At 67.7% G+C, this 20912-nt stretch carries 19 protein-coding genes and 1 pseudogene; 10 read left to right on the forward strand and 10 right to left on the reverse strand.

Going from position 1 to position 20912, the window contains the following annotated elements:
• The first annotated feature begins 14 nt into the window (after positions 1-14).
• Positions 15-686, forward strand: coding sequence for a redoxin domain-containing protein (locus ACFFGE_RS08105; RefSeq protein WP_376835810.1), 672 nt, complete (start codon positions 15-17; stop codon positions 684-686).
• Between the two features lie 7 nt (positions 687-693).
• Here ACFFGE_RS08105 and ACFFGE_RS08110 read toward each other — a convergent pair whose 3' ends face one another.
• Positions 694-933, reverse strand: coding sequence for a helix-turn-helix domain-containing protein (locus tag ACFFGE_RS08110; RefSeq protein WP_376835811.1), 240 nt, complete (start codon positions 931-933; stop codon positions 694-696).
• On the reverse strand, positions 933-1427 hold the full coding sequence (locus ACFFGE_RS08115; protein ID WP_376835812.1) for a DUF2975 domain-containing protein: 495 nt from the start codon (positions 1425-1427) through the stop codon (positions 933-935). Before ACFFGE_RS08115 ends, ACFFGE_RS08110 begins: the two co-directional genes overlap by 1 nt.
• Positions 1428-1513: 86 nt before the next feature.
• On the opposite strand from ACFFGE_RS08115, the gene ACFFGE_RS08120 reads away from it, so the two are divergent.
• The 8 genes from ACFFGE_RS08120 to ACFFGE_RS08155 all read left to right on the forward strand — a co-directional run bounded on the left by ACFFGE_RS08120 (position 1514) and on the right by ACFFGE_RS08155 (position 14908).
• On the forward strand, positions 1514-2440 hold the full coding sequence (locus ACFFGE_RS08120; protein ID WP_376835813.1) for an ABC transporter ATP-binding protein: 927 nt from the start codon (positions 1514-1516) through the stop codon (positions 2438-2440).
• Positions 2440-3165, forward strand: a complete 726-nt coding sequence (locus tag ACFFGE_RS08125) for an ABC transporter permease (RefSeq protein WP_376835814.1) — start codon at positions 2440-2442, stop codon at positions 3163-3165. The genes ACFFGE_RS08120 and ACFFGE_RS08125 overlap by 1 nt, the downstream gene beginning before the upstream one ends.
• A 195-nt stretch (positions 3166-3360) precedes the next feature.
• Positions 3361-5847: a glycoside hydrolase family 3 protein gene (locus tag ACFFGE_RS08130; protein WP_376835815.1), complete on the forward strand. Its 2487-nt coding sequence runs from the start codon at positions 3361-3363 to the stop codon at positions 5845-5847.
• Positions 5848-6114: 267 nt separating this feature from the next.
• Entirely contained in the window at positions 6115-9246 is a 3132-nt protein-coding gene (locus ACFFGE_RS08135; RefSeq protein WP_376835816.1) for a TonB-dependent receptor, read from the forward strand.
• Positions 9247-9329: 83 nt separating this feature from the next.
• Positions 9330-10844: a tryptophan halogenase family protein gene (locus ACFFGE_RS08140; RefSeq protein WP_376835817.1), complete on the forward strand. Its 1515-nt coding sequence runs from the start codon at positions 9330-9332 to the stop codon at positions 10842-10844.
• A 2-nt stretch (positions 10845-10846) separates the two neighbouring features.
• Complete coding sequence (locus tag ACFFGE_RS08145; RefSeq protein WP_376835818.1) at positions 10847-12376, forward strand: tryptophan halogenase family protein; 1530 nt, start codon at positions 10847-10849, stop codon at positions 12374-12376.
• 79 nt (positions 12377-12455) lie between these two features.
• Entirely contained in the window at positions 12456-13502 is a 1047-nt protein-coding gene (locus tag ACFFGE_RS08150; protein WP_376835819.1) for a LacI family DNA-binding transcriptional regulator, read from the forward strand.
• On the forward strand, positions 13499-14908 hold the full coding sequence (locus ACFFGE_RS08155; RefSeq protein ID WP_376835820.1) for an MFS transporter: 1410 nt from the start codon (positions 13499-13501) through the stop codon (positions 14906-14908). The genes ACFFGE_RS08150 and ACFFGE_RS08155 overlap by 4 nt, the downstream gene beginning before the upstream one ends.
• A 44-nt stretch (positions 14909-14952) precedes the next feature.
• Here ACFFGE_RS08155 and ACFFGE_RS08160 read toward each other — a convergent pair whose 3' ends face one another.
• The 6 genes and pseudogenes from ACFFGE_RS08160 to ACFFGE_RS08185 form a co-directional block, all read right to left on the reverse strand.
• Complete coding sequence (locus ACFFGE_RS08160) at positions 14953-15198, reverse strand: hypothetical protein (protein ID WP_376835821.1); 246 nt, start codon at positions 15196-15198, stop codon at positions 14953-14955.
• Positions 15199-15276: 78 nt separating this feature from the next.
• Positions 15277-16335, reverse strand: coding sequence for a site-specific integrase (locus ACFFGE_RS08165; protein ID WP_376835822.1), 1059 nt, complete (start codon positions 16333-16335; stop codon positions 15277-15279).
• 31 nt (positions 16336-16366) lie between these two features.
• A pseudogene (locus ACFFGE_RS08170) lies at positions 16367-16525 on the reverse strand (excisionase family DNA-binding protein); the annotation flags it as partial.
• Between the two features lie 68 nt (positions 16526-16593).
• On the reverse strand, positions 16594-17199 hold the full coding sequence (locus ACFFGE_RS08175) for a GIY-YIG nuclease family protein (RefSeq protein ID WP_376835823.1): 606 nt from the start codon (positions 17197-17199) through the stop codon (positions 16594-16596).
• A gap of 141 nt (positions 17200-17340) precedes the next feature.
• Positions 17341-17754, reverse strand: coding sequence for a hypothetical protein (locus tag ACFFGE_RS08180; protein WP_376835824.1), 414 nt, complete (start codon positions 17752-17754; stop codon positions 17341-17343).
• An 81-nt stretch (positions 17755-17835) separates the two neighbouring features.
• A complete protein-coding gene (locus ACFFGE_RS08185) occupies positions 17836-18060 on the reverse strand; it encodes a helix-turn-helix domain-containing protein (protein WP_376835825.1) in 225 nt (74 codons plus the stop codon).
• A gap of 63 nt (positions 18061-18123) precedes the next feature.
• On the opposite strand from ACFFGE_RS08185, the gene ACFFGE_RS08190 reads away from it, so the two are divergent.
• The gene (locus ACFFGE_RS08190) at positions 18124-18699 is read left to right on the forward strand and encodes a hypothetical protein (RefSeq protein ID WP_376835826.1); all 576 of its coding nucleotides are present in this window, start codon (positions 18124-18126) and stop codon (positions 18697-18699) included.
• Between the two features lie 278 nt (positions 18700-18977).
• On the opposite strand, the gene ACFFGE_RS08195 is transcribed toward ACFFGE_RS08190, so the two are convergent.
• Positions 18978-19766, reverse strand: coding sequence for a hypothetical protein (locus ACFFGE_RS08195; protein ID WP_376835827.1), 789 nt, complete (start codon positions 19764-19766; stop codon positions 18978-18980).
• Entirely contained in the window at positions 19763-20911 is a 1149-nt protein-coding gene (locus ACFFGE_RS08200) for a DEAD/DEAH box helicase (protein ID WP_376835828.1), read from the reverse strand. Before ACFFGE_RS08200 ends, ACFFGE_RS08195 begins: the two co-directional genes overlap by 4 nt.
• Between the last annotated feature and the right edge of the window lies 1 nt (position 20912).

The following is a 20912-nucleotide window of genomic DNA, read 5'->3' on the forward strand; positions in this document are numbered from 1 at the left end:
ACAGGAGACCGACCATGAGACTTCGCGCCTTTTGCCTGATCGCCGCCTCCACCTTCGCCCTCGCCGCCTGCGGCCAGCCGGCGGAACAGCCCGCCGAGCCGACCGAGACCGCCGAGGCCGGGCAGAGCCAAGCCCAGGCCGCTCCGGAGTTCACCCTGGTCAACGCCGAAGGCCAGGAGGTCTCTCTGTCGGATTTCCGCGGGCGCGTGGTGGTGCTGGAGTGGACCAACGAAGACTGCCCCTATGTGCGAAAGCACTATGGCGCGGGCGCCATGCAGGCCCTGCAGCGCGAGGCGGTCGAGGACGGGGTCGTCTGGCTGACCATCATCTCCTCCGCGCCGGGTCAGCAGGGCTATGTCGAGGGCGCGGACGCCACCGGCTGGAAGGACGAGTACTCCGCCGGCTTCACCCACCTGCTGCTCGATCCCACCGGAGAGACCGGCCGGGCCTATGGCGCGGTGACGACGCCCGACATGCGGGTGATCGACGAGGAGGGCCGGATCATCTTCACCGGCGGCATCGACGACCGCCCGACGAACCGGCCGGAGGATCTGGAAGGCGCCACCAACTTCGTGCGCGCGGCGCTGGCCGATCACGCCGCCGGCCGTCCGGTGGCCACGCCCTTCGCCCAGCCCTACGGCTGCTCGATCAAATACGCCGACGAACAGGGCGAGGCGGCGGCCTGAGCCATCTCTAGTCGACCTCCTGATCCGCCCGGAGGTCGTCCGCGTCGAAGTCGTAGTCGAGAAGGTCTCCCGGCTTGCAGTCGAGGGCGGCGCACAGGCGCGCGAGCGTGCGGAAGCGGATGCCCTTCACCTTGCCGGACCTGAACAGCGACAGCTGGGTCTCCGACAGGCCGACGGTCTGGGCCAGGTCCTTGGCCTTCAGGCCCTTGCGCGTGATGAGGGCGTCCAGGGTCACGCGAACGGGCATCAGATCATCTCGTCCAGCTCGGCCTGGACCCGGCCCGCCTGGTCCATCACACGCCCAAGCAGGAAGAGGGCGCCGCCGATCATGCCGAGCGTCATGCCGGCCACGTCGAAGTGCAGAAAGCCGCCGCGTCCGCCCTCGATCAGGCGGGTCAGGTTGGTGACGACGAAGACGCTGGTCACGCCGCCGATCCCGAGCGCCAGTCCGACCCTGCGCAGCGCGCCCGACAGCGTGGGCTGGATCAGGCGGCCGCGCGCCAGCTCACCCATGGCCCGCCCGATCGACCAGACGCCGAAGAGATAGAAGACGGCCGGGGATGCGAACAGCACGCCGCCCAGCCATCCCGCTGGAGGCGCGCCCTCGCGGACCGTCATCATGGCGGGAAACACCAGATGCACCAGCGCCAGCAGCGCTCCGACGCTGATGACCATGAAGATCGCCAGCCTTCGGAACTGGCCGCACAGGATGCGGAAACGGGCGAGGTCGCTTTGGCTCATGGGGTTTCCGAGATGTCTTTTCTTTAATCTTGACTTAAAGCAACCGCGACCGCAAGCTTTATATAAGAGTTAAACAAGAGGCGGCGATGGCGGCGATCGAGACGCAGGGACTGACGCGGCGGTTCGGCGCGCGAGCAGCCGTCGACGGCGTGTCGCTCACGGCTCCGACAGGCGCCGTGTACGGCTTCCTCGGGCCCAATGGGGCGGGCAAGACCACGACGCTCAAAATGCTGCTCGGCCTTCTCAGGCCGACGTCGGGCCGGGCCGTGATCGACGGGGTGGATGTGGCCGCGGACCGTCTGGCGGCCGCGCGCAGGGTCGGGGCTCTGCTGGAGGCGCACGGCTTCTACGGCAACCTTTCGGGGCGCGAGAATCTGGAGCTCACGCGCATCCTGCTCGATCTGCCGAGGACCGAGATCGATCGGGTGCTGGAGGTGGTCGATATGGCCGGGGACGCCCGGCGTCGGGTCTCGGACTATTCGCTCGGCATGCGGCAGCGGCTGGGACTGGCGCGAGCGATGCTGGGCGCGCCCCCGGTGCTGATCCTCGACGAGCCCACCAACGGCCTGGACCCGGACGGCATCGCCGACATGCGGCGGTTCCTCAAGTCGCTGCCGGAGAGAACGGGCGCGACGGTGCTGCTTTCCAGCCATCTGCTGGGCGAGATCGAACAGACCGCCACCCACGTGGGCGTCGTGCATCGAGGGCGGCTCGTGCTTGAGGGCGATCTCGCGCGTCTGAAGGCCGACCAGGCGCCGGAGATCGCGCTGCGGGTCGACGATCCGGTCCGGGCGGCCGAGATCCTCCGGCGTCACGACCTCACGGTGTCCGACGGGGCCGAAGGCCTGGTCGCCGGCCTTCGACCTGGAGCGGATCACGACCGGACGACGGCCGAACTGACCCGGGCTCTGGTCGCGGCCGCCATCGGCGTCTTCGCCATCGGGGCCCGTGCGGCCTCGCTCGAGGGAATCTATCGGCGGGCGGCGGCGTCCGACCGCGAGGAGATCGTCTGATGCTCGCCGCGCTGTACGTGGAAATCCGCAAGCTCAACCGCTCGCTGGCGCTTCTGCTCGCGATCGCCGCGCCGACGCTGATCGGCATCTTCACCTTCTTCAACATGCTCCGGGGCAGAGCCCCCATGCCGTGGGACATGTGGCTAAGCGGGGCCTCGGCCATCTGGGCTTTCTTCATGCTGCCGATGAGCGTCACCGCCCTGACCGCGCTCGTGGCTCACATGGAGCACGGCCCCAAGGCCTGGGACCATCTGCGCGCCCTGCCGCGCCCGCGCTGGACCATCTACGCCGCGAAGGCGATCTGTGTGCTCGGACTCGTCGCCCTGATGAGCGTGCTCAACCTGGCGGTCAGCGTCGGGGCGGTGATCCTGGCCGGCGAGGTCAAGTCCGTCGTCGCGGCGAGCGGCGACCTCAGCGTCACGGCGCAGCTCGTCACGGTCGGCAAGATCTGGCTGGCGGGCCTGCTGCTGGTAGCCATCCAGTTCTGGATCGCCCTGCGTTTCTCCAGCTTCGTGCCCGCCCTCGCGGTGGGAATCGGGGGAACCTTCTTCTCCGTCGTCGCCACGACAGCGCGGGCAGGGGTGTTCTTTCCCTGGCAGATGCCGATCAACATGCTCGCCACGGAGGCCTGGCGCGTTCAGACCGCGCTGGGGCTCGGGGCCGGTCTCGGAGTGGTGGCGCTGCTGCTCGCGGTGGCGCACCTGAGCGCGCGCGAGGTGCGATGAGCCGGGAGGCCTCGGATCGCCGATCTCGGCGCCAGGCGGTTGTGAACGCTCTCAAGCCGTGCTTAGGTCGTCTTCAAGGGGCGTAGACCTCGAGGATGAAACGCCGACGACCCAGGTCTGGCCAAGCCCGTGATCCTTGATCGGGGCGGCGTCTCGCCTCGCGCTCGCGCCCGCGATCCTGTCGCGGAGATATCCATGCGTGCTTCGACCTCGGCCCTCGCCCTAGTTCTCGCGGCGGCGCTCTGCGCCCCGGCCTTCGCCCAGTCGATCGAGATTCCCGAGGCGGCCCGCGCGGACCCGGCGAATTGGCCCCGCGCCGCCTCGCCGGACGCGATGAGCGATGCGGAGACCGAGGCCTTCGTCACCGAGCTGATGAGCCGCATGACGGTCGAGGAGAAGGTCGGGCAGACCATCCAGGCCGATATCGGCTCGATCTCGCCGCAGGACCTGCTCACCTATCCGCTGGGCTCCGTGCTCGCCGGCGGCAACTCCGGACCCTACGGCGAGGAGCGCGGGGACCCGATGGAGTGGGTGCGGCTGGCGCGCGAGTTCCGCGCGGCGGTCCAGGCGCGCCCGGGCGCCAAGGTGCCGCTGATCTTCGGCATCGACGCCGTCCACGGGCACAACAACGCGGTCGGGGCCACCATCTTCCCGCACAACATCGGTTTGGGCGCGACCCGCAATCCGGAACTGATCCACCGCATCGGCGTGGCCACGGCGCTGGAAGTGGCGGCGACGGGCGCTGACTGGACGTTCGGCCCGACGCTCGCGGTTCCGCGGGACGATCGCTGGGGCCGCGCTTATGAGGGCTATTCCGAGGATCCTGAGGTGCAGCGCGCCTACGCGGGCCCTCTGACCCTCGGCCTTCAGGGCGAGCTCAGCGCCGACGGCCCCCTGGCGCCCGGGCGCATCGCCGGCTCGGCCAAACACTATCTGGCGGACGGGGGCACCGAGGGCGGGCGGGACCAGGGCGATTTCACCGGGACCGAGCGGGAGCTGATCGACGTCCATCTGGGCGGCTACATCCAGGCGATTGACGCCGGGGTGCTGTCGATCATGGCCAGCTTCTCCAGCTGGAACGGCGTCAAGCACTCGGGCAATCCGACGCTGTTGCGCGACGTCCTGCACGGGCCGCTGGGCTTCGATGGGTTCGTCGTGTCCGACTGGAACGCCCACGGTCAGCTGCCGGGCTGCACCAACGAAAGCTGCGCGCTGGCCTTCAACGCCGGCATCGACATGTTCATGGCTCCGGACAGCTGGCGACCGCTCTACGAGAACACGCTCGCCCAGGTGCGTTCGGGCGAGATCAGCATGGCGCGACTGGACGACGCCGTGCGGCGCATCCTGCGCGCCAAGGTCAAGGCCGGCGTCTTCCGCGAGGCACGGCCCGTCGAAGGACGCATGGAGCTGCTCGGTTCGCCCGAGCACCGCGCCCTCGCCCGCCAGGCGGTGCGCGAAAGCCTGGTCCTCCTCAAGAACGAGGGCGGCGTCCTGCCGATCGCCGGCGGGGCGCGTGTGCTGGTCGCCGGCGCGGCGGCGGACGACATCGGCCAGGCGGCCGGCGGCTGGACGCTCAGCTGGCAAGGCACCGGCAACACCAACGCCGACTTCCCCAACGGCCAGTCGATCTGGGCGGGCCTCAACGCGGCGGTGACGGAAGCCGGGGGATCCGCCGAGCTCAGCGCTGACGGAACCTACGGGACCAAGCCGGACGTCGCCATCGTGGTCTTCGGCGAGCAGCCCTATGCGGAGTTCCTGGGTGATCTCCGCACCGTCGACTTCGAGCCGGAGGAGCCGCTGGCGATCCTGCGCCGACTTCAGGCCGAAGGAATCCCGACCGTGTCGGTGTTCCTGTCCGGCCGGCCCATGTGGGTGAACCCGGAGATCAACGCGTCGGACGCCTTCGTGGCCGCCTGGTTGCCGGGCACCGAGGGCGGGGGAATCGCCGACGTGCTGATCGGCGACGCGGCGGGCGCGCCGCGCCACGATTTCAAGGGCGTGCTGTCCTTCAGCTGGCCCAAGGACGCCACGGGCGAACCGCTGAACGTCGGCCAGCCGGTTTACGATCCGCTGTTCGCCTATGGTTACGGGCTGAGCTACGCGGCGCCGGGCGAGGTGGGCCCCCTGTCGGAGGAGTCCGGCGTGGCCTCGGCCGCCGGGGGCGCCGACGCCTATCTGGTCAACGGCCGCGTGCCGTCGCCCTGGTCGCTGATCCTGCAGGATGAAGGGGGTCAGCAACGCCTGGGCGAGGACGCCTCGCGCGGGGCCAGCCCCCGGAACGGCGTGGTCGTGGCCCCGGTCGACGACCGGGCCCAGGAAAGCGCTCGCCAGTTCGTCTTCGCGGGTCCGGCGACGGCCTCCATCTGGGGGCCGCCGGTCGATCTGCGGCGCGAGGTCAATGGCGATCTGGCGCTGACCTTCCGCTACCGCATCGACGCGCGACCGCAGGGGCGGCTCACGCTCGGCTACGGTCGCGCCCGCTGGGACGCGACCGACGCGCTGGGGGCCGGGCCGGTCGGTGAATGGCGCGAGTACCGGGTGCGGCTGAACTGCCTGACCGCGGAACCTTCCGACGCGTTGGAGACGCCGTTCAGCCTGGCCGCGACCGCCCCGGCGACCGTGTCGCTCGCGGAAATCCAGCTGGGGCCGGACACCGGCCCCCGCGTCTGTCCGGCCCAGTGAAACAAATGGTGTTCGCTCCGCGACGGCGGACGGGGCGGAAAAGGTTGAGAACGTTATTGTGAACGCTCTCAAATCGTGCTGAGTTACAATGAGAAGGCGGAAAGACCTTCAGGGTAGGAGTCCAGGTCGCGGCGTCTCATCCGAGATCCGCACACGCGTTTCGCCTCGGCGACGCGCGTCCGCGCCCGTGCGGCCGGCGCTCCGATCCTGATCGTTCCCCGCCCGGGGACGCGTCGCACGACGGCGCAAAGGGAGGGAGAAGACCAAATGACCATGCATCGCATCGCTCGTGCCCGCGCCCTGCTGGCGACCACGGCGCTGGCGTCGGCCGCCCTGGCGGCCCCGGCCTGGGCGCAGGATCCGGCGACCGAGGTCGAGGAGATCGTCATCACCGGCATCCGCGCCTCGCAGGAGCAGGCGATCGACATCAAGCGCGACACCGTCGCCATCGTCGACGCGATCTCGGCCGAGGACATCGGCAAGCTGCCGGACGTGACCGTGGCCGATGCGCTGCAGCGCATCGCCGGCATCCAGATCCAGCGCAACGCGGGCGAGGGCGCCACCGTCAACATCCGAAGCCTGCCCCAGGTCGTCACCCTGCTGAACGGCGAGCAGTATCTGAGTCCCGGCAACCTGGGCTCGGCCCAGCCGAACCTCAACGACGTGCCCTCCCAGCTGATGAACTCGCTGGTCGTGTTCAAGTCGATGGACCCGCGCAACGCGCTGTCGGGCATTTCGGGCACGATCGACCTGCGCACCCGCCGGCCGTTCGACTTCGGCTACGGGACCACCCTGGCGACCACCACGGAGTACGCGACCGGCGAGCGGACCCGTGAGGACGACTATCTGTTCAACGCCCTGGCCAACTGGCGCGGCGAGCGCTTCGGCGTGATGGCCGCGGCCGTGGTCAGCGAGTCCAACCTCGGCAACAACTATTCCGGCGTCGGCGGCGGCGTCTTCGGCAACAACGACTGGGGCGGCGGCGGGCCGAACTGGATCGCGCCGCACGGCTACGAGAGCTTCAACCGGGTGGTGGAGCGTCAGCGCCTCGGCGTCAACGGCGCCTTCCAGTGGGACATCGAGGACGGGCTGACCCTGACGGCCGAGGTCTTCTACACCAAGCAGGAAGAGTACAACCGAGCCGCCGGCCTGAACATCTCCAACCGCTGGAGCGCGCTGGGATGGACGACGCCGACCGCCTTTACCGAGACGGGCGTGAACGGCTCCAACGGCCAGCCCTGGCTCGACGTCACCGAATACGATCTCGACGTCTGGTGGATGAACTCGTTCACCGTGAACCGCGCGACCGAGAATGAGTCGACCAACGTCAACCTCGAGCTGGAATACGACAAGGGCGGCCCGTTCAGCTTCTCGGTGCGGGCGATCCACGCCGACGCGTCTCTGCTCAGCATGAACGGCCAGGTGCAGGGCGACCTGTCGAACTGGCAGTACTCCCCGGACCGGCAGTTCACCCTGTTCCGCGACCCCAACGACCGCACGCGCGGCCCGTTCTACCCCGCCAACATCGCCGCGATGTATCCGGGACAGTATTCGAACGGGGTCGTCGGCTCCAACGGCGGCCGCTACGTCAACCCGAACCCGCTGGGCTACGGCGAGGACCCGCTGGTCCATCTGAACATCGGCGGTTCGAGGACGGTGTGGAGCCAGTTCGACCGTCCGATCTCGGGCGGCCTCGGCGCCGGGGCGACGCTGACCGACTACATGGCCAACCTCGACAGTTACGCGGTCGCGGCCTTCTCGTCGGAAGGCAACCAGGCGAACGAGTCCACGCTGGACGTGGCGCGGCTTGACGGGTCCTACGAGTTCGAGGCGCCGATGCTCGGCTTCATCAACCGCATCGACGTCGGCGGCCGCTTCTCGAACCGAGAGGTCGAGATCGAGAACTTCCACCTGTTCTCGGACTTCTACGGCGGCAACGGGGCGTCAGACGCCAACGGTTGTTCGGTTCAGTGGAAGGCCATCGACGTGGTCATGAACCAGAACCAGTGCCGCGCCGGCGAGTTCGTCTCGAACCCCGCCTTCAATCCGGCCCTGCCGGTCGGGACGACGCCCGGCAACTGCGGCGACGGCGCGGCGGCGAACACCCCGACCTGCTTCCAGGGCTATACCGTCAACCGCCCAACCAAGCTGACCGACCACAACAACGTCTATTTCCTCGACGACTACGGCTCGATCACCCAGGGCCTCCCGGGGGTCTGGGTCGTCGATCCGCGTGATTTCGACGACGTGGTGGCGTTCCAGGAACGGGTGTTCGGCAGCGCCTACCGGGTCATCATTCCGGGCAACACCTACGACGTCGGCCTGCAGGAGAGCAGCTTCTACCTGAACTCCAACATCGGCTTCGGCGCCCTCAGCGGCGACATCGGGCTGAAGGTCATCCGCACCGAGCTGGACGTGCGTCAGAACCTGACGGGCGAGACCCGCAACTATGGCGACACCAACCAGGACGTCGGCGACACCTTCGCCACGCGCAGCTACTACGACTATCTGCCGTCGGTGAACCTGGCGTATGACTTCAACGACCGGCTTCGGCTGCGCTTCGCCTTCGCCAAGACGATGATCCCGCTGGATCTCGGCAACTACGGCGGCGGCGTGACGATCCAGACTGCGGACTCGGTCGGGCCGACGCCGGACAATCCCAACGCCTCGCCGGTCGGGGTGCGCCAGGTGACCGGCGCCACCGCCAACGGCAACCCGGACCTCGATCCGTGGCGGTCGGACAACTACGACCTCAGCCTGGAGTACTATCTGGGCCAGGGGACGCTGTTCAACGTGGCGCTGTTCCGCCTGAACATCGACAGCTTCGTCACCCGCGCCACCGTGCTGGACGGCCAGTTCCCCGACCAGGACGGCGTGATCCGCCGGACGGTGCCGGTCAACCGTCCAGTCCAGGGCGACGGCGGCGAGCTGCAGGGCGTCGAGGTCGGGGCCAAGATCGCGCTCAGCGACTTCCTGATCGACGGCGGCCTCTGGTCCAACTTCGGCTTCGACGGCAGCTTCACCTATTCGGACAGCTCGCAGAACGCCCAGAACCTGTCGGGCGAGGACCTGCCGTTCCAGGACAACTCGAAGTATTCGTTCAACGCCGCCGTCTGGTACCAGGACGACCGGCTGCAGGCGCGCCTGGCCTACAACTACCGCACGCCGCGCCTGTCGAGCACCTTCGGCCAGATCCCGATCTATCAGGACACGGCGCAGTACCTGGACGTCAACGTCACCTATGAGCTGACCGAGGACGTGGCGGTCTACTTCAACGGCTCCAACGTGCTGGGCGAGATCGAGGAGTACTACCTCGAGTTCGAAGAGGGGGCGGAGCAGTTCCACTCGCGCAACCAGTTCGAGCCCCGTTACTCGGTGGGCGTTCGCGCCCGCTTCTAGATCACCTTCCTGAGCGACTGGCCGGCGGGGTTCGCTCCGCCGGCCGACTTTTTCGGGAGGGCCGGGCGGTGCAGAGTGGGCCCATGTCGGCTGAGGCGCGTATCGGACGGGTGGTCATCGTCGGCGGGGGCACCGCCGGGTGGATGACGGCCGCCGCCCTGACGCGGCGCTTCCGCGGCGCGCCGATGCGCATCACCCTGGTGGAGTCCTCCGACATCGGCACGATCGGGGTGGGGGAGGCGACGATCCCCACCATCCGCCGCTTCTATGCGCGTCTCGGCATGAGCGACGCCGAGGTGATGCGCGCCACCCAGGCGACCTGCAAGCTCGGCATCCGCTTCGAGGGCTGGACCGGCGACGGGGCCGCCTTCCTGCATCCCTTCGGTCTCTACGGACAGGACCTCGACGGCGTCGGTTTCCACCACTTCTGGCTGGCGGATCGGGCCCGGGGTTCGGACGCGCCGCTCGCGGCCTACAGCCTCGGCGCGTCCATGGCGGAAGCCGGTCGCTTCACCCTGCCGTCGCCCAATCCGCCGTCCAGCCTGTCGGTGTTCGACTGGGCGCTGCACCTGGATGCGAGCCTGTTCGCCCAGCACCTGCGCGCCTTCGCGGAGGCCGGCGGCTGCGAACGCGTCGACGCCCGTATCGCCCAGGTCCGCCTCACGCCCGAGGGCGACGTCCGCGGTCTCGCCCTGGCGGACGGGCGAGAGATCGACGGCGACCTCTTCATCGACTGCTCCGGCTTCCGGGGTCTGGTGATCAGCGAGGCGCTGGGCGAGCCCTACGAGGACTGGGGCCGGTGGCTGCTGTGCGACGCGGCCTATGCCGTCCAGACCCGGAACGCGGCGGGCCGGGCGCCCGTCCCCTATACGCGCGTGACGGCGCGCGCCGCCGGCTGGCGTTGGGGCATCCCGCTGCGCCACCGCGCGGGCAATGGTCTGGTCTTCTCCAGCCGGCATCAGTCGGACGAGGACGCCCGCGCCGACCTGATGCGCGAGCTCCCCGGGGAGCCCCTCGCCGAGCCCCGGCGCATCGGGTTCAGGCCCGGCCGCCGCCGCAGGGCCTGGGTCGGCAACTGCGTCGCCGTGGGTCTGTCGGCCGGCTTCCTGGAGCCCTTGGAATCGACCTCCATCGCCCTGATCGAGACGGCGATCGAGCGGCTGGCGAGCGTCTTTCCGGACCGGGTGATCGACCCGGCGCTGCGCGACGAGTTCAATGACCAGACAGCGGAGGAGATGGAGCGCGTGCGCGACTTCATCGTGTTGCACTATCTGCTGAACCGTCGCGACGAGCCGTTCTGGCGCGACGCCCGCGCCGTCGAACCGCCGGAGACCCTGTTGCGGAAGCTCGGGGTATGGGACGCCCGGGGAGAGTTCGTGCGCTACCGCTGGGAGATGTTCCATCCGGCGAGCTGGCTGGCGATCTACGACGGCATGGGCCGCTATCCCCGCGCGATCGATCCGGCCGTGGACGGCATCGATCCGGACCGTCTCTCGGCCAGCCTCACGGCCCTTCGCGCGACCGTGGCCCGGGCGGTCTCCACCGCCCCGCCGCACGCGGCGTTTCTAGACCCCCTCGACAACCAGACGGCGGCATGACGATGGAGCGACGTCCCCTCAAGAAGGTCTGCGTGGTCGGCGGCGGCACGGCGGGCTGGATCGCCGCCGCGGTCATGGCCGAGCATTTCAAGGGCCGGCTCTTCGACATCGAGCTGGTGGAGTCCGACGACATCGGCACCATCGGCGTCGGCGAGTCCACCGTGCCGCCGTTCCTGCAGCTTCTGGCCAAGCTGGGCGTCAACGAGCAGGAGTTCGTTCGCGAGACGCAGGCCAGCTTCAAGCTGGGCATCGAGTTCCGGGACTGGTCCGAGAAGGGCGAGCGCTACTTCCACCCCTTCGGCGAGGTCGGGGCGCCGGTCGGCCTGTCGGATTTCTACCAGGTCTGGCTGAAGGCGCGGGCCCACGGCTACGCCCACCCGTTCCAGGATTTCGGCCCCGCCAGCGTCATGGCGCGTGAGGGCCGGTTCACCCTGCCGCACAAGGCGCCGAACACCCCCTTGTCGGTCGCCAGCTACGCCCTGCACGTCGACGCCAAGCTGGTCGCCCGGTTCCTTCGCGCCTTCGCCGAGGCGCGCGGCGTCAGGCGCACGGAGGGCGTCGTGGAGGAGGTCCAGACCCGACCGGACGGATTCGTCGAGCGGCTGCGCCTCAGGGACGGCAGGACCGTGGAGGCCGACTTCTTCATCGACTGTTCGGGCTTTCGCGCCCTGCTGATCGGCAAGGCTCTGGGCGTCGGTTTCGAGGACTGGTCCCACTGGCTGCTGTGCGACCGGGCGATCGCGGTGCAGACCGAGAACGTCGGGCCGCCGCCGCCCTACACCCTGGCCCATGCCCAGGCCTGCGGCTGGCGCTGGCGCATCCCGCTGCAGCACCGGGCGGGCAACGGCCACGTCTTCTCCAGCGCCCATATGTCGGACGACGAGGCCACGGCCGTCCTGCTCTCCCAGGTCGAGGGGCCGCTGGTCACCCAGCCCATGACCGTGCCGTTCAAGACCGGCGTGCGAGAGCGCATCTGGGACAGGAACGTGCTGTCGATCGGTCTGGCCGCGGGCTTCATCGAGCCGCTGGAGTCGACCGCGATCCATCTGATCTATCGTGGCATGGACTTCTTCTTCCGCTACCTGCCCGACGCCGACTGCGACCCTGCGCTGGCGGAGGAGTACAACCGCCGCATGCGCGCGGATTACGAGGAGATCCGCGACTTCATCATCCTGCACTACTGCACCACGCGGCGGGACGACACCGACTTCTGGCGGACCGTGCGAACGATGGAGCTGCCGCCGGAGCTGCAGCGCAAGATCGATCTCTTCAAGGTCAACGGCGCCCTCGTCGAGGGGCTGGACGCCCTGTTCCGCGACGTGAACTGGCAGTCGGTCCTGGACGGCATGGGGGTGACGCCGCGGGGCTGGCATCCGCTCGTGGACCGGCTGCCGTTCGAGCGCGTGCCCGGCGAGCTGGACCGCGCCCGCGCCGGCCTGGCGGAGCTGGTCGCGCGACTGGGTTCGCACGGCGACTTCATCGCCCGGCACTGCGCCGCGGCCCCGCCGGCCCCGCCGGCGCGGGTCGCATGAGCCGCCGGGGACATGTCGGCTTGCCGACGAACGGCCGAGCCTGACAGAATGCGAGCTCATTGCGGGGGCTGAACAGGTCGTGCGTCGCGCCGTCACCATCAAGCATGTGGCCGCCGAGGCCGGCGTCTCGCTCCAGACCGTGTCCCGTGTCATCAACAAGGGGCCAAACGTCCGGCCGGCGGTGATCGAGCGCGTCGAGGCCGCCGTCGCCAAGCTGGGCTATGTGCCCAGTCTCGCCGCGCGCCGCATGGGCGGCAACCGCTCCTTCCTGCTGATGGCCCTGAACGACCGGGACCGGACCATCGAGGCCTGGACGTCGGGGCAGGGCGCCGACTGGGTCGATCAGATGCTGATGGGCGGAATGCTGCGCTGCGCGGAATCCGGCTACCACATGATCTTCGAACTGATCGACACCCACTCCGCGCATGTGGAGCGCGAGGTGCAGGCCGCCATCTCCGCGCTCAGGCCCGACGGCCTGATCCTGACGCCGCCGCATTCGGACAATCCCCAGATCACCGGGCTCCTGGTCCGGCTGGGCTTGCCGTTCGCGCGCCTGTGTTCGGAGACGCCGGGCGACGGCTTCGCGATATCCATGAACGAGGCGCTGGCCGCCCAGGTGGCCGTGGAGCACCTGCTCGACCTGGGCCACAGGCGGATCGGCTTCATCACCGGCAGCGACGAATACGCGGTCTCGGCGGTGCGACGCGAAGGCTGGCGGCGGGCGCACGAGGATCGGGGGCTGCCGCTGGACCCCGCGCTGGAGGGCGACGGCGACTTCACCTTCGAGTCCGGCGAGCGCGCCACGGCGACGCTGCTGGCTCTGGCCGAGCCGCCGACGGCGATCTTGGCCAGCAACGATCAGATGGCGCTCGCCGCGCAGACCGTGGCGGCGGCGCGGGGGCTGCAGGTCCCGCACGATCTGTCGATCGTCAGCTTCGACGACACCCCCGTGGTGCGGTTCAGCCGCCCTCCCATGACCGCTGTGGTCCAACCCATCGCCGAGATGACGCGCGCCGCCGCGGATCTGCTGATCCGCGCCACGGCCAACGTCGATCACCTGCCGACCTCGGTGGTCGTGCCGTTCGGCCTGGCGGTGCGCGGCTCGTCCGCGCCGCCGCGCTCGTGACGACGTCGTCGCGCTCACACCTGTGGCTGATCCTTTACGCCCTCGCCTGGGGCGGCGGCGTCATCGCCTACACCCCGCTGCTGACCCTCCTGCTGCCGCTCAAACTGGGGCTTGATCCGGGGCAGAAGGTCGCCGCGCTCAGCCTGGTGACCGTCGTCGGCGCGGTGACGGCCAGCGCGGCCAACATCCTGGCCGGTCATCTCAGCGACCGATGGCGCCACCCACGCTGGGGCCGGCGCCCCCTCATCTGGGCCGGTCTTCTGGCCACGGGCGCCGCCTACGCCGGCGTCGCGGCCAGCCACACGCTGCTTCAGACCCTCCTCGCCGTGATGGCCTTCCAGGCCGCGCTCAATCTCATGCTCTCGCCCCTGGCCGCGCTCGCGGCGGACGAGGCGCCGGACGCGCAGAAGGGGCGGCTGGGCGGACTGATGGGCGCCGCCTATCCCCTCGGCGCGCTGTCGGGCGTTCTGGTCATCGCCGCGCCCGAGGGCGGGGCCCGCTTCATCACCGCGTTCCTCGCCGCCGCCGTGACGATCACGCCCTTCCTCCTGTTCGCCAGGCCCGCGCCGGCCGCCGTGGACGAGGCGGCCGCCCGCGCCGCCCGCCCGCACGACCGCGGCAACCTCGTAGCCGTCTGGCTGGCGCGCTTCTTCGTCCAGATCGCGGGCGGGGTGTTGTTCGCCTTCGCCCTCTACTATTTCGAAACCCTGAACTCGGGCGGCGGACCGCTGCCGGCCGAGGCGGTGGCGGCGAGACTGGCGACGATCCTCGGCGTCGCCGCTGTCCTGACGGCGCCGACCTCGATCGCCCTGGGGGTGATCAGCGACCGGTTCAAGGCGCGCAGGACAGTGCTCCAGGCCCTGGCGGCCGCGGCGACCCTGGCGCTGCTGATCATGGCCCTCGCGCCGTCGTGGCGCGTCGCCGCGCCCGGCTATGTACTGTTCGTCGTGGTCCAGGCCGTCTTCCTGGCGCTGCAACAGACCTATGTGATGCGTCTGCTGCCGTCCCCGACGCGCCGGGGCCGTGATCTGGGCGTGCTCAACCTGACAAACACCCTGCCGTCGATCGTCGGGCCCGCGCTGGCGTACGGCGTGATCACCTACGGCGGATACGGCCTGCTGATGTTCATCCTCGCCGGCCTCGCGATCAGCGCCGGCCTGCTGATGAGCCTCGTGAGGGAGGCGGAGCCGTCGGGGGGGGGGCGGTTCCCACCGACACGTCCGCCTGAGCGACGTCGCCCGCCCGACGGTCATCCGACGACGCGGGCTCATGGAGGCGTATGGAGAAATGGCGCACCCGACACGATTCGAACGTGTGACCTTTGCCTTCGGAGGAAGGTGGTGCATCCGACGTTCGTTGATCTGGCTGGCTTTTCGCTAGTTCAACGGGGCTTGCACCGCCGATGAAATCGAAAGTTCCGAGGGTTTGCGCGGACAAGGCGCGGACAGCCCTATGACTCTTCCGGGTCGGCTTCCGGAGGCGCGGGAACACCGGCCTCGCGCAGAGCCCGAGCGAGTTTGTCATAGAGATTCTTGTGACAGCGGATGCTGCCGGCCTGGGCATTGACCGTGGTGTGGAACCATCCCGAACGGGGCAGGGTGAGGTGAATCTGGCCGGTGGCCTCCTCATACCACGCGCCGATGTTCAGATAGGCGGTGTTGCCGCCCCGGTCGCTCTTCCGGATATCTCCGTCCATGCCGCCCTCCAACTGGGAGGATCATAGTGCTTGTTATGATCTGCGCCACCCGGAACTGTGGCGGCGGTCCGAGACGAACTACGCGGCATTCCTCGGGGTGTTGCTGCCTTCCTTTCGCGAGAAGCTGATCGCCGCCAAAGCGTGATGGTCCGGGTGGTGATGCCCGTAGGTCTTTTCGAGGGTCTCTAGCGACATCGCGAGGAAACCAGCGGCTTCCCACTTGGGAACGCCAGCCTGCATCAGCCAGGTCGCACTGGTGTGCCTAAGCGTGTGCGGCGTGACGCCATTGAGGCCAGCCCGACGGCAGGCCGCCCGGAACGCCGTCTTGATGTCCGCGACCGGCTTGCCTCCGATGTGGATCACCGGTCCGTCCGCCGAGCCCCGCTTTCTAGCGTTACGAAGATGGCAGAGCAGCCGAGGCGGAATCTGCGTGTAGGAGCGCTTTTTCTTCGTCTCCTTCCGGCCGGGCGTGCGGAAATCCATCAGCCCGTTCTTGAGATCGATCTGCGACCAGCGCAGCGACAGGATCGCCTCCTTTCGCTGCCCGCTGTAGAGGCCAATCAGGATGAAAAGCGGGAGGTGAAGCCGCGCCTTCGGACTCGCACAGGCCGCCTTCAGAAGGCGCGCCGCTTCTTCCCTCTTGAGCCAACGGGTCCGGCTTGGTGGCGGCGCCGGGAGTTCAACCGGCACCATGCGGGTCAGGCGTCCAGTGCCATGGGCGTGATTGATGGCGGCCCGCAGGACGGTCAGCTCGCGACGTGCCGTCCCGGCGGCCCGGTTTCTCCACTTCACATAGGCGCGGCAACTGGAGGGACTGACCTCCGACACACGGCGACCCTCAAAGAAGTCCGTCAACTTCAGGACCGCTCCGGCCAGCCTGATCCGATCCATCACCTTGTCCGCCCGATCCAGGGCGTATTCAGCGAGCGCGTCCGTGATCAGATAGCGATCTGGCTCAACGGGGCCGATCCCCGGGCGAGAGAGGAGGAACTGGGCAAGGGCGATTTCAGCCTCTCTGCGATCGCGCGTGCCAGTGCTCCGCTCTCGCGAGCGTCCCTTCTCGGACCAGACGATGTAGAAGGTCCCGCCGCGCTTGGCGAAGGGGACAAGGCGCGGACCGGCTCCGGCGCGGGGCATGGGACAGGCTCCACAGTGAGGAGACGAAGCGGTCGATTGCCTGGCGCGGGACCATGCGCCGCTTGCCGATCTGGACGTATTCGATCCGGCGGTCCGCGATCAGGTTGCGGACCGCACCATCGGAGACGCCGAGCTGCTGGGCGACTTCCGAGATCGAAATCAGACGGGGGAGGGAATCGAGCACTTCCATAGTGCTGATGGCACCTGCTGAAGATTCGCAGGTGTCGTCAAGATATCATTCCAGTTCAACATCTTATGTCAACACTCGCCGGACAAGGAGCGGAGCCCGACCCGGTTCGGGCGGCGCTTGATCCGGGGAGCCCGAGCCGTCTGGAGCAGGGAGATCAGCCGGCGTCCTTCCGCAGTTCGACGGCGGCCTTCGATGTTCAGGATCGGATCGACCCGCTGGATCAGCTCCCGCTCCTCGCCAAGTGGGTCGTCGGAAATTCGAAAGCCGATCAGCGCATCCGACAGCATCCAGTCGGTGAGGATCGCCTCCCCCTCATATCCAAACGCCCAGTTGCGACCGCCGTCCGCTCCGGAGCGGGGTTGAAGACCCAGCGCGTCGCGCATCAAGAGCCCTGTCGTCTTGCGGAAGCAGGAAACCCACGCGGTGTTGAGGAGGTGGCAGTCCAGGCGAGCGCGGATGTTGGAGTTCGAGCATCCGATGTAGACGACGCTACGTTCCTCGGGTTGTTCGGAGTGCCTCCCGGCCACCTCACGAGCCCGAGCCGGGAGTCCACTGCTCTCGCTGAAGCAGAGGAGGTAAAGGCCCTCGTGGTCCGGAACCGCGCGCGCGTCGTCTGCGAAATCTGCGGCCGGGATGAAGCGGAAGTCACTCCAAGCGTCGAAGAGAGTCTGCATGATGGTCTCCTGTGTCAAACCAGGACGCTGATCGTCCTGGCGGAGACGCAGAAGCCGTCCTCACGCCGTCGCGGGGATAAGGCGGCACGATCGGAGCAGTTCGCGGAAGCGTGCGATCGAACGATCGCACTCTAGCGCGCCCTAGCCCCTGAACCGGTCGGACATCATCCGGATGTTGGAGGCGTCGAACTGAATCACTTCGCCGCCAGCTCGCGAGCGGAGCGGCTTCAACCGGCCGCACGCGACGGGAGCACCGTTATCGTCCAGCATCACCGCGAACAACCGCTCCGGTATTGCGCCTTCGAAGGGTCCGAAGACGACGCGTCCCCGATTTCGTAGCGTTCTCGACCGGGTCAGCGTAGTCTTGCGGCGGTCCATCGGACCAAACTCGACCAACTGACGACGATAGCCGGTCGCTTCGCAAAGCTCGTCGCGGAAGTTCCCCTCTGGTGAGGGCGGCGCGCTACACAGGGACATGCTGACGAGATGGGGGAGAGGGGCGCCCTGACTCTGCACCGGAGCGCGCGCGTCGAGCACGTATAGACCTGCGGCCATCACCGGGTCCTTTCATGTTGTGAGGGAGCGCCGCCGACCCCGCCAGCAGCTCACGAATTCTCTCCTGGGTCCGGCTGGACGTCAAGATTCCCGTGAGGTCGCCTTTTGCAGCAGGATCAAGGGTTCGGTCTTCAGCGCCTCCGCGAACCGTTCGACCACATCTAGGGTCGGGTTCCTCAGGCCGCGCTCGATCTGGCCGACATAGGTGACAGCAAGGCCGACATCGACCGCCAGGGCCTCTTGCGTAAGCCCGTGCTGAAGCCGAACCCTCCGCACATTTTCCCCGAATGTCTCCGCCAGCCGCATGGGCTGAAGCGCAACGAAATCGCAACCAACAGCCAGTCACTATAGTGACTACTGGAGATTGGGATGCAGAACTCCTTCCGATATGTGACCGCACCGGAGCGTCGCTTCCTGCCTCGCACGGCCTTGGGGTGGCTGCTGCTTATCGGGGGTGCGATCCTGGTCGTTCCCTCGGCGGTGTCGGTCATCGTGGGCCTCATCGTTCGCGACCCGTCCCCCGGCGCCCCGCTCGACCGACCGTCGAGCGACGCGCCGCGTCAAGCAGATCAGGAGGCTCCTGCGGCAGCGCCGTTGCATCCGCCCGCCGAGTTGGAGGCTCCCGCCGCTATACGTTCGAGCGTGGAAGAGTTTCAGTTCTCGGCCGCCCAGCGAGCACTCGCCAACTTCAAGGCCTCCCTGCGCGACCCTTATACAGCCCGGTTCAGAGATGTCTGGGCGGTGTCGTTCAGCCTAGGCGAACTTGATGGCGGCGTCGGCGTTTGCGGCATCGTCAACGCCCGCAACAGCTTCGGCGCCTACGTAGGGGAGCAACCCTTCGCCGCGATGGGCGCGCAAGTCTTCAATCCTGGCGACCCAGACTTCGAGCGTTACTTCCGGATCATCTGCTTGGACGGTGAGCGGCTCTTCGAGCTGGAGGTCTAACAAAAGTTGGTCATGACGCAGTGCAGCGTGAGCAACAACACCATAATTTTCAAGTGCCGCCATGTCATAGTCTAGTGGCAGGGTGACAAGGTCAGGCGAGCAGAACGAACGGCGCCGCTAAGCGCCCTGACCCCTTGTCACCCTGCCACTAGACTATGACATGGCGGTGGTTGATTCCAAACGACTTTCCCGGCCGCTTGTGCGGCGCAACATGGAGGACCTGACCTATCGAGAAGCTGTTTTCCGCGTTTAGGATCGTGTTGGCCCTGCTTTTTTGGCTAGCGCCAGTGTGGAACCTTTATAGAGAGCGTGCCGTCGTACGATCGCCGCAACTGGACGAACGCACCATCCGTGATCGCGGGTGTTCCCCGCTCCTTGGTAATCCAGGCGAAACGCTCGTCACGCTTCACAAGCCACGTACCCGGAGCGCCGCTGGCGTCCGCAATCTGTACGGCACCTTCAGGGAGAGCGACTTGCGAGGGGAAGCGCAGCGAACAGTCCACGGCGGAATATAAGCCAAAACCGAGGTTTTCTTCTAAGACCGTAAGGGCGCCGTCCCATTCAATGGCTTCGGTGCCCTCGCTCGTCAGGAAGAGCGACACTACGCCAAACTGGATGTTGTGTGCCGCCAGCGACGTTTCCCAGACTGGATCGCGGCGGTTGGCGATCACCACTACGCTGCGCGGTACGTGCTCAATGAGTGTGCGCGCCTGTGACTGGGCGATGTCCAGCTCGCGCTCGAAGATCCCCACGCAGTCCGGCTGCGGCGTTCCGTACCGGAAGGCCGTCACCTGCGGCAGCACATGCCCGGCGAGCGAGTGCGAGACCAGCTCGACCTCGATGACGAACCAGTGCGAATAGTCGCGTGCGACCAGCGCGAGATCGGGCTTTGAAACTCGGCCCTCATACTCAAATCCGCCGCCAAACACGATGCATTGGTAACTGGGATAGAGGCAGGAAAGCACCCTGACCGCTGCCGCCTCCAACTCGCTTTCATAAGGCGCATCCGGGTCTTTCAGCCGGTAGACGCGCTCGGGCGCACACGCGCCGATCATCAGCGTCTTCATGCGCGCACCCAGGACGCTTCGGCGACGCCTTCCAGTTCGATCTCCTCGGCGCGTAGCCGGTCGATCTCCGGCTTGGTAGCAACAAGGGTGTAGATCGTCGCGCCGTCCTTGCCCGCGGCCGGACGAAGCACGCGGCCCAGGCGCTGGATGCGTTGCCGCCGGGTGGCCGTACTCGCGGCGATGATCCCGATTTCGGTTTCCGGAACGTTGAATCCCTCATCCAGCGCGCGACAGGTCACAAGCACCTCGATCTCGCCGGCGCGATAAGCCGTGAGCATGTCGGCGCGTTCGCGCATGCCCATCTTCGAATGATAGATGCCGGCCTTCACGCCGTTCTCGATAAGAACCGCGTGGATGAGAATGCAGGCTTCCACGCTCTCGTGGAAAATCAAAATGCGCTGGCCCCGATGCCGTGCAACTAGGCGGAGTGTTAGCCGCACCCGCGCCATGCTCAGGTTTAGAACTCGCGCCCGACGCAACATGAGCGCCACCGATTCCGGGGCCTCCGGGCCAAACCGGTCGATGGTCCGCGCAATCGCCCGCGTCAGCTTGTCGTACTCGGCCTGGCTCTCAGGTTCGAGTTCAAACACTACGTTCCTGAGATAGAACGGCACGATCACGCCGTCCGCCAGCGCCTCACGATAGGTGTAGCGGTAGAGGACAGGCCCAAGGGCGGGGACAAGCACCTCTTCGAGCCCCTCATCGTAAGGCCTCTCTGGCGTCGCCGACAGACCAAGGGCCGCGTGCTTAGGAAGATCAAGCACAGCTCGCAGCTTTGGGCTTGCAGCCTTGTGGCACTCATCAACGACGAGAAAGAGATGGCTTGAGACCGGCGGAATCTTCGTTGCCGTGTTCATCACCGCCAGATTGATGGTGCCCGCCCGGATGCGTGGCTTGCCGCGAATGACGTTGATATCGTCCAGGCGCACGTTGAAGAACGCCGCCGTCTCGTCCCACCACTGGTCCAGCAGCGCGACCGTCGGCACCACTATCAGCGTGGTTTCGAGCTTCGCACGGGCGATGGCGCTGAGAGCAAAGACGGTCTTGCCGCCGCCTGTAACTGCCCCGACGATGCCCTTTCGCCGGTTCTGCTCCCAGACCTCAAGGGCCTCGCTCTGCCAGCGGCGCAGAGAGACGCCGGCCATG

This window comes from Brevundimonas balnearis (assembly GCF_042434805.1).
Lineage (GTDB): Bacteria > Pseudomonadota > Alphaproteobacteria > Caulobacterales > Caulobacteraceae > Brevundimonas > Brevundimonas balnearis.